Source organism: Luteimonas sp. A478 (assembly GCF_054052025.1).
In genome coordinates this window covers 520,365-534,602 of the sequence record NZ_JBSVRF010000002.1, presented here as the reverse complement: position 1 = coordinate 534,602, position 14,238 = coordinate 520,365, and the positions used below count along the sequence as shown (strand labels likewise).

Sequence of the window (14,238 nt, the reverse complement as noted above, 5' to 3'; positions counted from 1 at the left end):
GGTGAATCCATCTTCCCGGCAGGTGCTGCTGTCATGGAGCGGCGGCAAGGACGCAGCGTGGACCCTGCACCTGCTAAGGCAGGACCCCAGCGTCCGCGTCGTTGGCCTGTTCACCACGTTTACCGAAGGCCACGACCGCGTTTCGATGCAAGGGGTGCGCCGCGAGGTGGTGCATGTCCAGGCCCGGGCCGCCGACCTGCCGCTGATTGAATCAATGATTCCGCAACAGTGCGGCAACGCTGAGTACGAAGCCGCGTTCGCCGATGGTCTGGCCCGCGCCGCCAGCCGTTGGCCCGGCCTGTCCACGATTGCCTACGGCGACCTGCTGCTGGCCGACGTGCGCGACTGGCGCCAGGCACTGTGCACCCGCCTGGGCTGGGACGCGCTGTTCCCGCTGTTCGGCATGGACACCGCGGTGGTGGCCCGCGACATGATTGCCGCCGGCCTGCGCACCCACCTGTGCTGCGTGGACACCCAACAGCTGGACGCCGGCTTTGCCGGCCGGCTGTTCGACGAGGTGCTTCTGGACGGACTGCCACAAGGAGTCGATCCCTGCGGCGAAAACGGCGAGTTCCACACCTGCGTCTCCGCCGGCCCGATGTTCACCAGTCCGCTGCCACTGCAACGCGGCGAAACCGTTCTCCGCGACGAGCGCTTCGCCTACACTGACTACCTGCTGCAGGCCTCGGCCCCGTAACCCCGAGCTGCACCCCCGTCGTGTAGGAGCGCGCCATGCGCGCAAAGCCGCGTGACTGTTGGCAAGGGACGGGGCGTCGATCACGACGATGTGGCCGACGCCGCTCCCGCAACATGGGTCACGCGGCTTCGCGCGCATGGCGCGCTCCTACAGAAATACGGCCGGGCGCCGTCATGGGGCGCCCGGCGCTGCGGGTCAGGCCTTCAGGGCTTTGGCGTGATGGGCGATGTGATCGCCGATGAAGCTTGAGATGAAGTAGTAGCTGTGGTCATAGCCGGGCTGCATGCGCAGCTCCAGCGGATGACCCGCGGCCTCGGCCGCTTCGCGCAGCAGCTGCGGCTTGAGCTGGCCTTCGAGGAATTCATCGGCATCGCCCTGGTCGATCAGCAGCGGCAGCTTCTCCGCCGCCCCCCGCTTCACCAGCTCGACCGTGTCGTACTGCTTCCACGCCTCGCGGTCATCGCCCAGGTAAGCGCCGAACGCCTTCTCGCCCCACGGCACCTGCGTCGGCGCCACGATCGGAGAGAACGCCGACACGCTGCGGTAGCGGCCCGGATTCTTCAGCGCGATCATCAGCGCGCCGTGGCCGCCCATCGAATGTCCGCTGATGGCGCGCACGTCGCTGGCCGCGGAGTCGGCTTCCACCCACGCCGGCAGCTCGTCGACGATGTAGTCGTACATGCGGTAGTGCTTCGCCCACGGCTCGCGGGTGGCATTGACGTAGAAGCCCGCGCCCTGGCCCAGGTCGTAGGCCTCGTCGTTGGGCACACCCTCACCGCGCGGACTGGTGTCCGGCGCGACGATGATGATCCCGTGTTCGGCGGCGTAACGCTGCGCGCCGGCCTTGGTGATGAAGTTCTGCTCGTTGCAGGTCAGCCCGCTCAGCCAGTACAGCACCGGCAGCTTTTCGCCCTGCTCCGCCTGCGGCGGCAGGTACACGCCCACGGTCACATCGCTGCCGAGCACGTCGGAGCGGTGGCGATACACATCCTGCCAGCCGCCGAAACAGGCGCGGTGTTCGATTCTTTCGGTCTTGCTCATGAGATTCCTCCTGATGTCGGAACACGTTCGATATGGACGCGTCCCGCTGTTGTAGGAGCGCGCCATGCGCGCGAAACCGCGTGACGATGATCCGCGCGGCGGGGCTTCGTCCGGAACGCTCTGACCGATGCCACGCGCGCCGCCAGATGTCACGCGGCTTCGCGCGTATGACGCGCCCCTACAAGGGGTTCAAGTTACGGCTGCGCTACTCAGTAACGGATGACGGTGCGGATGGACTCGCCCTTTTCCATCAGCTCGAAGGCCTCGTTGATCCGCTCCAGCGGCAGGGTGTGGGTGACGAAGGGCTCGAGCTTGATGTCGCCCTTCATCGCGTCTTCCACCATGCCCGGCAGCTCGGTGCGGCCCTTCACGCCGCCAAAGGCGGTGCCCAGCCACTTGCGACCGGTGACCAGCTGGAACGGACGGGTGCTGATTTCCTGCCCCGAGCCGGCCACGCCGATGATCACGCTCTGGCCCCAGCCGCGGTGCGCGCACTCGAGCGCGGCACGCATCACTTCCACGTTGCCGATGCACTCGAAGCTGTGGTCCACGCCCCAACCGGTCATCTCCACCACCACTTCCTGCACCGGCTTGTCGTGGTCCTTCGGATTCACGCAGTCGGTGGCGCCCATCTCGCGCGCCAGCTCGAACTTGCCCGGGTTGGTGTCGATGGCGATGATGCGCCCGGCCCTGGCCTGCACCGCACCCTGGATCACCGCCAGGCCAATCGCCCCCAGGCCGAACACGGCCACCGTGTCGCCTTCCTGCACCTTCGCCGTGTTGTGCACCGCGCCGATGCCGGTGGTCACGCCGCAGCCGAGCAGGCAGGTGTGTTCCGGGTTGGCCTCCGGATTCACCTTGGCCAGCGACACCTCGGCCACCACGGTGTGCTCGGCGAAGGTCGAGCAGCCCATGTAGTGGTAGACCGGCTGGCCGTTGTAGGAAAAGCGCGTGGTGCCGTCGGGCATCACGCCCTTGCCCTGGGTGGCGCGCACCGACACGCACAGGTTGGTCTTGCCGCTCTTGCAGAACAGGCACTCGCCGCACTCGGCGGTGTACAGCGGGATCACATGATCGCCCGGCTTGACGCTGGTCACGCCCTCGCCCACTTCCACCACGATGCCCGCGCCCTCGTGGCCGAGCACCGCCGGGAACACGCCCTCCGGGTCATCGCCCGACAGGGTAAAGGCGTCGGTGTGGCACAGCGCGGTGTGGGTGATCTTCACCAGCACCTCGCCCTTCTTCGGGCCCTCGAGGTCCAGCTCGACGATCTGCAGCGGCTTGCCGGCTTCGAATGCAACGGCGGCACGGGTCTTCATGGCGATACTCCTGCAATGAACGGTAGGGCGAAGCGGCGCAGGGCGCCGCGACGATGGATTACTTGAGGTAGGAACGGATCAAACCGGTCATCTCGGTGACCCGCGCCTGGCGGTCGGCCGGATCGCTGGCGGGCTGGCCGAACTGCTCGCGCAGGTGCGATTCCAGCACCTCGCTCATCAGTCCGTTGACCGCGCCGCGGATGGCCGCGATCTGCTGCAGCACCCGGCCGCAGTCGGCACCTGCCTCCAGCGCGCGCTCCAGCCCGTCGCACTGGCCGCGGATACGCCTGATGCGGGCCAGGACCTTCTTTTTCTCTTCGGGTGAGTGCGGCATGGTGGCTGACGGGAACTATAGTGGGGGATAGTATATCGCACGACGATCCAGCGGCGGACGGGCACGCCGTTCCCCGCTTGGCCATACTGGATGCATGACCCTTGGCCCCACCGTGAAATTCCTCCACACCGCCGACTGGCAGCTCGGCAAGACCTTCGGTTTCGAAGCCAATGACGACGGCCTCGATCCGGCTGCGGCCCTTGCCCAGGCGCGGTTCGATACCGTGGCCGGGATCGCCCGGCTGGCCGTGGAGCACGGCGTTGCCGCGGTGCTGGTGGCCGGCGACGTGTTCGAGAAACCCGGGCTCTCGGATGATTCGCTGCGCCGCGCTTTCCACGCCATGGCCGGCTTCACCGGGCCCTGGGTACTGCTGCCGGGCAACCATGACGCCGCACTGGCCGAGAGCGTGTGGACACGCGCCCGCCGCCTGGGCATCGTGCCCGCCAACGTGGTGCTGGCGCTTGAGCCCGGGGTTGTCGAACTGGCAGGTGCCGGCCTGGCCGTGCTCGCCGCGCCGCTGACCCAGCGCCATGTGCACGACGACCTGACCGCGGCATTCGACGGCTGGGACACCGCCCCCGGCCTGCTGCGCATCGGCCTGGCACATGGCAGCGTGGCCGGCATCCTGCCGGAGCAGGCGGACTCGGCCAACCCGATCGCGCCCGATCGGGCCACGCGGGCCCGGCTCGACTATCTCGCCCTGGGCGACTGGCACGGCACGAAGCAGATCGATGCCCGCACCTGGTACAGCGGCACGCCCGAGCCCGACCGGTTCAAGGACAACGATCCCGGCAACGTGCTGCTGGTGGAAATCGAGGCGCCCGGCGCGGCGCCCGGCGTCAGCGTGCTGCGCGTGGGCCGCTTCCACTGGCAGGAGCGCAGCCTCCGCGTGGACGGCGCGGCTGACGTCGAGCGGCTGGCCGACGAACTGCGGAGCCTGGACGACTGCGACGTGGCACGCCTGGCCATTGAAGGCATGGCCGACTTCGCCACCGCCGAACAACTGCGCCTGGCCATCGATGACGCCCGGGCCCGGGCCCACGTGCTGGAAGCCGACCTTGCCGGCCTGCGCCTGGATCCCACCGATGCCGACCTGGCCGCGATGCACGTCGATGGCGCGCTGGCGGACGTGGTGGCTGAGTTGCGCGCCCTGCAGGAGGATCCCGCGCAGGCCGAGGTGGCGCGCGAGGCACTGCGCCAGCTGTTCGACGTGCTGCGACGCACGGAACGAGCGGCGGCATGAAGCTGCAGCGCCTGCGCGTCGAGCAGTTCCGCAAGTTCACCGCGCCGGTTGAAATTACCGGTCTGGAGGACGGCCTGAACGTCTTCCATGGTCCCAACGAGGCGGGCAAGAGCACCCTCGCCCACGCCCTGCGCACGCTGTTCTTCGAGAAGCACAAGACCCGCGGCGACTTCGCCGCCACCATCCTGCCGGCCGGTTCGGACGCCGCCGCGCCCAGCCTGGAAGCCGATTTCCACCTGGGCTCCGAGCAGTGCAGCGTGCACAAGACCTTCGTGCACAAGCCGCGCGCGCGACTGGTCATTGCCGACCGCAGCTGGGACGGTGACGACGCCGATGAAGAGCTGGCCCGACGCCTGGGCTTTGAGCTGACCGGCAAGGGTGCCAGCCGCGCCGAAACCCGCGGCATTCCGGGACTGCTGTGGATCGAGCAGGGCGACAGCCACAGCCTGGCCACACCACTTCAGCATGCACGCAGCACCCTGCAGGAGCGACTGCAGGACATCATCGGCGACATCGCCAGCAGCGCCGGCGGACGCGTGGCGGCGGCGGTGGAAAAAGAGCTGCGCACCCTGCTCACCCGCACCGGCCGGCCCACCGGCGTACTGGCCGATGCCATCAGCCAGCTTGAGGCCGCCCGCGAAGAGCAGGCGCAGCTGCAGGAGCGGGCCGACGGATATGCCGCGCTGATCGACCAGCTGGCCCGGGACACCGACCAGTTCAACCAGCTGGAAAGCCGCAAGCCCTGGGAGGAAATCCAGACCCGGAAGAAAGCCGCGGAAGAACAGCTCGCCCGCCTGCAGCCGCAGGCACGGGAGCTGGAAGAAAAAGCGCGTGCGCTGCAGGAAATCCGCCAGCGGATCGAGGACACTGCCGCACAGCGTCAGACCCGCTCCGACCGGCTGGAGGAGCTGCGCCGGCAGCGTGCCGAACTGGAGCAGGCCGGAGCAGCCATCGAAGGACTGGCCGCGCAGCAGGCTCAGGCCCAGTCACGTCACGAGGCGACGCTGGCCGCTCGCAAGCATGCTGCCGCCGCGCTGCGCATCGCCGAACGGCAAGCCGACCGTGCCCGCCTTGCCGCTGACGCGCAGCGCTTTGCCGCACAGGTGGAACAGGCAACGCGGGCGCTGGCGCAGGCCGCCGCCGAAGCCGAAGCCATCGCCGCGCTGCGCACAAGCGCCGCAGCAATCGCCATCGACGACGCCGTGCTCGAAAAACTGCGCAAGGTCGAAGCCACGCTGCATGAGAACCGCATTCGCCGCGAGGCCATCGCCACCCGTATCAGCTGGCGCCTGCGCCCGGGGCATGTGGTGCAGGCCACCGGCCAGGACGACCTGGAAGGCGAAGGACAGCTGCTCGTCGGCGGCCCGCTGACCCTGGGAATCGACGGCGTCGGCGAGATCGACATCGTCCCCGGCGGCCAGGACATACAGCGCCTGGCCCAGGAGGCGGAAAATCTGGAGGCCGAACGCCAGCGCCTGCTCGGCCAGGTCGGGGTCGCCAGCCTGGCAGAGGCGGACGAGCGCCGCGCACGCCACGCCCGCATCCTCGACGACATCCGCGAGCGCGAACGCACCCGCGACGTAGCCCTCGGCGGCCAGGAAGAAGACCACTGGCGCACCACCCTGGCCGAGGCGAAGGGACAGGCCGACGAGACCGCCCGCCGACTGGCCACGCTGGCCGATACCGTCGCGGACGCCGGAGCGGTGTCGCTGGAAGACGCCCGGCGCCAGCTTGAAGATGCCGAGCAGGAAACGCAGGCCGCGGACAGCCAGCTCCAGGCGTGCGGGCAGGCGGTCACCGCTGCCCAGCTGCAGCTGGGGCGTCTGCAGGCCGGCGTCGAGGCCGCCAGCCGTACCCTGGAAAGCCCCGAGGCCAGGGAGCTCGACGCACGCCAGCTCGCCCGGCTGGAGAGCGACAGCGCCCAGGCGTCCCGGCTGGGCACTGAAATCGAACAGCTGGAAGCCGCCCTCAAGGAACAGAACCCGGAACTGCTGCAGGCCGACATCGATCGCTTCGAACGCTCGCTCACCGGCCTGGAGCACGAGCGCAGCACGCTGCGCGACACCATCACCCGCACCCGCTCCCGGGTGGAAACGCTGGGCGTGGACGGCATCGACGAAAAGCTCGCCGCGGCCACTATCACCGCTGAACGGCTGCAGCGCCGCCATGCGCAGTACCAGCTGCGTGCCGATGCGCTGCAGCTGCTGCACGAACGCATCGAAGCCAGCCAGCGCGCGGTGGCCGAACGACTCTATGCCCCGCTCAGGGAGCGGCTGGGCCACTACCTGGCCATCCTGTTCCCGGGCGTGGCGGCCGATGTGGAGGTCGAGCAGCTGTCGCCGGTCGGCCTGGTGCGCGCCGGCAGCGCGCTGGCGCTGGACGAGCACAGCCACGGCACCCGCGAGCAGCTCGGCGTGCTGGCGCGCTTCGCTTATGCCGACCTGCTGCGACAGGCCGGCCAGCCGACCCTGCTGGTGCTCGACGACGCGCTGGTGCATAGCGATGCCGACCGCCTCGGGCGGATGAAGCGTATCGTGGACGATGCGGCCAGCCGCCATCAGATCCTGCTGTTCACCTGCCACCCGGACGCCTGGCGCGATGCCGGCGCCAACCGGTTCATCGACGTTGCCGCCCTCGGCTGAGCGCGCTGTCCCAGACCACCTGCAAGCGGTCGGATCCCGTCCGGCCCCACCCCACAACGGAGTTCCTGCCATGACCATCAAAGCCTACGGTGCCCACGCCGGCGATCAGCCGCTGGTTCCCATCGACATCGCCCGCCGTGCCACCGGCGCGGAAGACGTACGCATCGACATCGCCTACTGCGGTGTCTGCCACTCCGACCTGCACCAGGTGCGCGCGGAATGGGCCGGAACCCTGTTTCCCTGCGTGCCGGGCCACGAGATCGTCGGCCGGGTGGCCGAGGTCGGCACCGCGGTCACCGGCTTCAAGTCGGGCGATCTGGTGGGCGTGGGCTGCATCGTCGACAGCTGCCGCCAGTGCGATGAGTGCGGCGATGGCCTGGAAAACTACTGCGACAGCATGGTTGGCACCTACAACGGCCTCACTCCCGATGCGCCGGGCCACACCTTGGGCGGCTATGCGCAGGCGATCGTGGTCGACCAGCGCTATGTACTGCGCATCAGCCATCCCGAAGCCGACCTGGCCGCGGTCGCACCGCTGCTGTGCGCCGGCATCACCACCTGGTCGCCACTGCGCCACTGGAAGGTGGGGCCGGGCAAGAAGGTTGGCGTGGTTGGCATCGGCGGGCTCGGCCACATGGGCATCAAGCTCGCGCACGCGCTGGGCGCACACGTGGTGGCCTTCACCACTTCGGAAGGCAAGCGCGAAGAAGCGCGCAAGCTGGGCGCCGACGAGGCCGTGGTCTCGCGCAGCGAGGAAGAAATGGCCGCGCACCGCAACAGCCTCGATTTCATCCTCAACACCGTCGCCGCGCCGCATGACCTGGACGCCTACATCAGCCTGCTCAGGCGCGACGGCACCATGACCCTGGTCGGCGCGCCGGCCACCCCGCACCCGTCACCGCAGGTGTTCAACCTGATCGCGAAGCGCCGCAGCCTGGCCGGCTCGCTGATCGGCGGTATCCCGGAAACCCAGGAGATGCTGGATTTCTGCGCCAAGCACGGCATCGTTGCCGATATCGAGATGATCCGCGCCGAACAGATCAACGAGGCCTACGAGCGCATGCTCAAGGGCGACGTGCGCTACCGCTTCGTGATCGACAACGCCAGCCTGTAAAGAGGGAAGAAGCGTCGTGATCTACGCCCTGATCGCCGTGGCCGCGCTGATGTTCGGCCTCTACAACGTGTTCATCAAACTCTCCGCCGATCACATCCAGGCGGTGCTGGGTGCGGTGGTGCTGCAGTTCGTGGCCGCGTTCATGGGGCTGGCGTGGCTGCTGTACCTGCAGGCGACGCAGGCGACGCAGGCGGACAGCCTGCACTTCAACAGTCGCGGGCTCGCGCTGGCAGCCTGTGCGGGCGTGGCCATCGGGCTGGTGGAGATCCTCACTTTCTTCGTCTACGGCCGCGGCCTGCCGGTGGCGGTGGGCAACCCGCTGATCATCGGTGGCTCGCTGCTGGTGACCACCATCGCGGGGATCCTGTTTCTGCGCGAATCCCTCAGCCCGGTGCAGTTGGCTGCGATCGGCCTGATCGGGATCGGTATCGCCGCCTTCGCCTGGGAAGCCACCCGCCAGGCCTGACCGGGTTCAGCCGCGAGCCGGCGCCTCGACATCGGTAAACAGCCGCTTGCGCCGCCACCCACCCCAGCGGTAATAGGCGGCCGAGAACAGGCTGCTGAGCAGGAAGCTCAGGCCGATGCCCAGCGCAATGCCGTTCTCGCCGTAGCGGTCGGCAAGCGCATATGCCAGCGGCACGCGCAGGATCCACAGCGAGATGATGTTGAGCACCAGCACCTGGAACATGGCACCGGAACCGCGCACCACGCCATTGAAAATGAAGTTCAGCCCGATGAAGGGATAGAAAAGCGCGATCGTGCGCAGGTAGGACACGCCGAAAGCCACGCTGGCCTCGTCACGGATGAACAGCCTCACCAGCGGCTCGGCCGCCATCATCAGCACCGCCGCGATCGCGCCCATGATCACCAGGTTGCAGGCGACGCCGACGCGCGTGACCTGCCCGACCCGCTCCCAGCGATTGGCGCCGATGTTCTGCGCGGCCATCGCGTTGACCGCCATGCCCAGGGCGACGCCCGGCAGCAGCACGATGCTGTCCAGTCGCTGGGCGGCGCCGAAGCCGGCCACCACGCCTTCGCCGAACGAGTTCACCAGCGACAGCAGCACCGTCAGCCCGGCGTAGATGACGATCATCTGGATACCGGAAGGAATGCCCAGCTCCAGCACTGCCCGCACGTGCTCCAGCCTTGGCATCCGCGGTCGCGGCGCATACCTGCCCGGCCAGCGCGCCAGGTGGAACAGGCTGTAGACGAAGGCCGCGGCCTGCGCCAGCACCATCGCCCACGCCGCGCCGGCCACGCCCATGTCGAGCCCGATGATGGCCAGCGGCACCATCGCCGCGGCGAGCACCGTCGCCACCAGCACGAAGTACAGCGGCGTGCGGCTGTCGCCGAAACCGCGCAGCATGCTGCCGACGAAGTTGTAGCCCACCAGCGCCAGGGTGCCAGCAAGGTTCACCCGCAGGTACACCCGCGCCTGGTCCATCACCGCCTCGGGCGTGTTGAGCAGGGCCAGCAGCGGCTCGGCATATACAAAGCCGGCGGCGCCAACCAGCACCGACAGCGTGCCCAGGATGATCACGAACGCGCCCAGCGAGGCATCGATGCCCTGCTGGTCATTGGCGCCGCGCAGCTGGGCGAAGATGGTCAGGGTGGCGTTGTTCAGCCCCAGCACGAAGGCCAGCACCACCTGCAGCACGGTCATCGCGATGGTCACCGCGGCAAACGCATCCATGCCCAGCAGGTTGCCCACCCACAGCCCGTTGACCAGCTGCATCGATACCTGCAGCAGGTTTGCCGCCAGGATCGGCAGCGAGAACAGCATGAGTTTGCGCGGGATCGAACCCACGGTGAAGTCGTTACGGGAAGGCATCAGGACGGCACCAGCCCCGCGGGCGGACTCGCGGCGGCGCTGATCGCGACTTGGGGGGACACCCGAAGATGGGGTCGCAAGGCCGGTATTTCAACCGTGGGCGGCCCCGCACGACGCTGCAATGATGTGTTGGCCGACGCCTGCCTGCCCATTGGGCGTGCGCCGGTAAACTGGTTGTCCCTTCATTTCCCGGGTCCTGCCCATGCGCTCTCCCACTTCGCCTGCTGCTACCGGCACCCTGCTGCTCCTGGTGCTGCTGGCGCTCGCCGGATGTGGCAAGCCCGCGCTTGCCCCGGCGCAGGCCGGCCCGACCATTGGCGAGCAGCGCGAGGCCACGCTGTTCTGGAGCCAGGCCGAGCGTGAAGCCGGATTCCGGCAGATGCAGTCGCAGTTCCCCAGCGATATCGCAGCGCCCGGCACCCGGATCCACCCGCTTCCCGATGGCACCCCGCTGGCTCTGGCCGGCGGCGAAGCCTGGCTCGATGACTACATGTCCAGCCACCACATCGCCGGCCTGATGGTGCTGCACAAGGGCGAGGTGCGGCTGCAGCGCCATGGCCTGGATTTCGGCCCCGACGACCGCTGGGAGTCGTTCTCGGTCGCCAAGTCGATCACCTCCACCCTGCTCGGCATTGCCTTGCAGCAGGGTTACCTGCACAGCCTGGACGACCGGCTGACCGCCTACATTCCCGAGCTGGCCGGCAGCGCCTACGAAGACGTCACCGTGGCCCAGCTGCTCACCATGACCTCGGGCGTGCGCTGGAACGAGGACTATGCCGATCCGCAGTCCGACGTGGCCCGGATGTACCTGGGCGCCTGCGTCGCCGGCCAGTCGCATGCCCTCTCCTACCTGCGCCAGCTACCACGCGAACACGCACCCGGCACGCACTGGAACTACAACACCGCGGAGACCGACCTGATCGGCCTGGTGGTCGAACGCGCCACCGGCCGGCCGCTGGCCCACTATCTGTCCGACACGATCTGGAAGCCTTACGGCATGGCCGCCGAGGCGTACTGGATCCGCGACGAATGCGATGGCAGCAACACCGGCGGCAGCGGGCTTTCCGCGACCCTGGACGACTACGCCCGGCTGGGCCAGTTCATGCTCGAAGGCGGCCGCATCAATGGCGAACAGGTGATCGCCAAAGCCTGGATGCAGGGGGCGGTGCGCGGTCAGGACAGCGAAGGCGCGCCGGAGCGCGGCTACGGCTATCAGTGGTGGACGGATACCGACGGCAGCTATTTCGCGGTCGGGATCTTCGGGCAGATGGTCTATATCGACCCGGCGCGTAAACTGGTCATCGCCCAGGCCGCCGCCTGGCCGCAGGCCACCTCCAGCGAACTGGTGGCAGCCCGCCGGGCGATGATCGAAGCAGTGAAGCAGGCGGTCGACGCGGAGCGCTGAACCACGGGGTCTTGGCCCACCGGCGCCCGGCTCAGCGCAGCAGCAGCACCGGAATCCGGCAGGTGCGCAGCAGCGTCGTGGTGGTGCTGCCCACCAGCAGCTGGCGGATGCGCGAGTGGCCGTAGGCACCCATCACCAGCAGGTCGATCCCGTCCTGCTCCACAGTCGCCGTGATGACCTCGTCCGGATCGCCCGGCAGGATCCGCCCGGTCGCCTGCAGGCCCGCCTGCGCCAGCCGCTCCAGCGCCCAGGCCTGGGCACTGCGATTGGCGTCGCTGTCCGCGCCCACCGTCACCACTTCGATCACCAGCCCCGCGCACAGCGGGCTGCCCGCCACCATCTCCACGCCCTTGCGCGCGGTGGGGCTGTTGTCGAACGCGATCAGCACGCGCCCGATCTCCGCAAAGCTGCGCGAAGCCACCAGCAGCGGCCGATGGACCGCGCGCACCACCCGCTCCAGCTGGCTGCCCAGGTGGCCCTTGGCGAAATCGGCGTGCTCGCCGCGCTTGCCGATCACGAACAGGCGCACGCGGTCTTCCAGCCCGGTCAGCGTATCCACCAGCGAACCGTTGCGCAGGGTGGTGATCGCTTCCAGCCCGTGTTCCTCGCGGGCCAGCGCATCCAGCTGGCGCATCAGCAGGCGCCCACCCTGCTGGGCCAGGCGGCTGCGCGTCTCGTCCATCTCGGCCAGCTCTTCCAGCAGCTTGCTCTTCACCCCGAGGTCGAGGCTGCCGCTGTGATCGAGCTTGGGCGCCGTTTCCGGATGCCGGTCCAGTACGTGCAGGTACTCCAGCGGCGCCGACAGGCGCTTGGCCGCCCAGGCAGCGTAGTGGCCGACGCTTTCGGTGTAGATGGAACTGTCCACCGCCGCCAGCACGTGGCCATCGGCTTGTTGCACTGTCTGTGTGGAATCGCTCATGTGTGCTCCTTCATGCCTGCTCTCACGCGCCCATCAGCCGCTCGGCATCCGGCTTGTCATGCACGCCCAGCCGGTCGACCAGGGTAGTGCTGGCCGTGTCCATGCCGATGATTTCCACCTGCGCGCCTTCGCGGCGGAACTTGATCACCACCTTGTCCAGCGCGCCCACCGCGCTCAGGTCCCAGAAGTGCGCACTGCCCACGTCGATTACCACGCTCTCCAGGGTTTCCTTGAAATCAAAACCCGCCACGAAGCTGTCGGATGAAGCGAAGAACACCTGCCCGGTCACCGTGTAGCGCCGGCTCAGCCCGTCCGCGCCAGGCTCGGAATCAATATGCAGCACCCGGCCGACCTTGCGCGCGAAGAACAGCGCCGACAGCAGCACCCCGGTCAGCACGCCCTTGGCCAGGTCGCTGGTGAACACCGTCACCAGCACGGTGCCGATCATCACGATGCTCGATGTCGCCGGATAGGTGCGCAGGTTGCGGATCGAGCTCCAGCTGAAGGTGCCGATCGAGACCATGATCATCACCGCCACCAGCGCCGCCATCGGGATCCGCTCCACCCACGGCCCGGCGAACACCACCATCACCAGCAGCACCGCGCCGGCAACGAAAGTGGACAGGCGCCCGCGCCCGCCCGACTTCACGTTGATCACCGACTGCCCGATCATCGCGCAGCCGGCCATGCCGCCCATGAAGCCGGCCGCGATGTTGGCCACGCCCTGGCCGGCGCACTCGCGGTTCTTGTTGCTGGGGGTGTCGGTCAGGTCGTCGACGATCTGCGCGGTCAGCAGCGACTCCAGCAGGCCCACCACCGCCAGCGTGGCCGAGACCGGGAAGATGATCTTCAGCGTTTCCAGGTTCCACGGCACGTCCGGCAGCAGGAACACAGGCAGGCTGTCGGGCAGCTCGCCCATGTCGCCCACGGTACGGATATCCAGCCCCATCATCACTGCCACTGCGGTCAGCAGCACGATCGCCACCAGCGGCGAGGGCACGGCCCGGGTCAGGCGCGGCAGCAGGTAGATGATTGCCAGGCCGGCCGCAGTCATCACGTAGACCGTCCACGGAACCCCGATCAGCTCCGGCAGCTGGGCCATGAAGATCAGGATCGCCAGCGCATTGACGAAGCCGGTGATCACCGAGCGCGAGACGAAACGCATCAGCGCACCGAGCTTCAGCGCTCCGGCGATGATCTGCAGCACCCCGGTAAGCAGCGTGGCCGCCAGCAGGTACTGCAGGCCGTGGTCCTTCACCAGCCCCACCATCACCAGCGCCATCGCGCCGGTGGCTGCCGAAATCATGCCCGGACGGCCGCCGGTGAAGGCGATCACCACCGCGATGCAGAACGAGGCGTACAGGCCGACCTTCGGATCCACGCCGGCAATGATGGAAAACGCGATTGCCTCGGGAATCAGCGCAAGCGCGACGACCAGGCCGGCGAGCACGTCGCCACGGACATTGCCGAACCATTCCTGGCCCAGGCGGGAAGCGGGTTTCACTGTGGGGTTTCCTTGCGCCCGTGCGCTGCGGCCGGGCAGTGACAACGACGCCGCGCCGGCGTGACGGATCAAGACTGGAGCTGACCGGGATCCGGACTTGGGACGGCATGATCAGGGCGGCAAGTTTAGCAGACGTCAGCCCGCCCTCTTCTGTATACTTCAATCATTGAAGTAACTAAGGACCACCAG

The 14,238-nt window shown here is 68.2% G+C and carries 12 protein-coding genes; 6 read left to right on the top strand and 6 right to left on the bottom strand.

Annotation, left to right across the window (positions count from 1 at the left end; genetic code table 11):
• The first annotated feature begins 1 nt into the window (after position 1).
• Positions 2-697 (top strand): Dph6-related ATP pyrophosphatase, encoded by a 696-nt coding sequence (locus ACW7G3_RS06095; protein ID WP_456981725.1) that lies wholly within the window; start codon positions 2-4, stop codon positions 695-697.
• Positions 698-892: 195 nt separating this feature from the next.
• Here ACW7G3_RS06095 and fghA read toward each other — a convergent pair whose 3' ends face one another.
• From fghA to ACW7G3_RS06080, 3 genes are all read right to left on the bottom strand, one after another.
• On the bottom strand, positions 893-1,738 hold the full coding sequence (gene fghA / locus ACW7G3_RS06090; protein ID WP_456981724.1) for an S-formylglutathione hydrolase: 846 nt from the start codon (positions 1,736-1,738) through the stop codon (positions 893-895).
• A gap of 209 nt (positions 1,739-1,947) precedes the next feature.
• A complete protein-coding gene (locus ACW7G3_RS06085) occupies positions 1,948-3,057 on the bottom strand; it encodes an S-(hydroxymethyl)glutathione dehydrogenase/class III alcohol dehydrogenase (protein WP_456981723.1) in 1,110 nt (369 codons plus the stop codon).
• A gap of 58 nt (positions 3,058-3,115) precedes the next feature.
• On the bottom strand, positions 3,116-3,391 hold the full coding sequence (locus tag ACW7G3_RS06080) for a metal/formaldehyde-sensitive transcriptional repressor (RefSeq protein ID WP_456981722.1): 276 nt from the start codon (positions 3,389-3,391) through the stop codon (positions 3,116-3,118).
• Positions 3,392-3,485: 94 nt separating this feature from the next.
• Here ACW7G3_RS06080 and ACW7G3_RS06075 point away from each other — a divergent pair, with 94 nt between their 5' ends.
• From ACW7G3_RS06075 to ACW7G3_RS06060, 4 genes are all read left to right on the top strand, one after another.
• Positions 3,486-4,634: a metallophosphoesterase family protein gene (locus ACW7G3_RS06075; RefSeq protein ID WP_456981721.1), complete on the top strand. Its 1,149-nt coding sequence runs from the start codon at positions 3,486-3,488 to the stop codon at positions 4,632-4,634.
• Entirely contained in the window at positions 4,631-7,276 is a 2,646-nt protein-coding gene (locus tag ACW7G3_RS06070; protein ID WP_456981719.1) for an AAA family ATPase, read from the top strand. The genes ACW7G3_RS06075 and ACW7G3_RS06070 overlap by 4 nt, the downstream gene beginning before the upstream one ends.
• A gap of 70 nt (positions 7,277-7,346) precedes the next feature.
• Positions 7,347-8,390 (top strand): NAD(P)-dependent alcohol dehydrogenase, encoded by a 1,044-nt coding sequence (locus ACW7G3_RS06065; protein ID WP_456981717.1) that lies wholly within the window; start codon positions 7,347-7,349, stop codon positions 8,388-8,390.
• A gap of 16 nt (positions 8,391-8,406) precedes the next feature.
• The gene (locus ACW7G3_RS06060) at positions 8,407-8,856 is read left to right on the top strand and encodes a hypothetical protein (RefSeq protein WP_456981716.1); all 450 of its coding nucleotides are present in this window, start codon (positions 8,407-8,409) and stop codon (positions 8,854-8,856) included.
• Positions 8,857-8,862: 6 nt separating this feature from the next.
• On the opposite strand, the gene ACW7G3_RS06055 is transcribed toward ACW7G3_RS06060, so the two are convergent.
• The gene (locus ACW7G3_RS06055) at positions 8,863-10,221 is read right to left on the bottom strand and encodes an MATE family efflux transporter (RefSeq protein WP_456981714.1); all 1,359 of its coding nucleotides are present in this window, start codon (positions 10,219-10,221) and stop codon (positions 8,863-8,865) included.
• A gap of 202 nt (positions 10,222-10,423) precedes the next feature.
• On the opposite strand from ACW7G3_RS06055, the gene ACW7G3_RS06050 reads away from it, so the two are divergent.
• The gene (locus ACW7G3_RS06050) at positions 10,424-11,626 is read left to right on the top strand and encodes a serine hydrolase domain-containing protein (RefSeq protein WP_456981713.1); all 1,203 of its coding nucleotides are present in this window, start codon (positions 10,424-10,426) and stop codon (positions 11,624-11,626) included.
• A gap of 31 nt (positions 11,627-11,657) precedes the next feature.
• On the opposite strand, the gene ACW7G3_RS06045 is transcribed toward ACW7G3_RS06050, so the two are convergent.
• Positions 11,658-12,545, bottom strand: coding sequence for a universal stress protein (locus ACW7G3_RS06045; RefSeq protein ID WP_456981712.1), 888 nt, complete (start codon positions 12,543-12,545; stop codon positions 11,658-11,660).
• A gap of 22 nt (positions 12,546-12,567) precedes the next feature.
• The gene (locus ACW7G3_RS06040) at positions 12,568-14,031 is read right to left on the bottom strand and encodes a SulP family inorganic anion transporter (RefSeq protein WP_456981837.1); all 1,464 of its coding nucleotides are present in this window, start codon (positions 14,029-14,031) and stop codon (positions 12,568-12,570) included.
• Between the last annotated feature and the right edge of the window lie 207 nt (positions 14,032-14,238).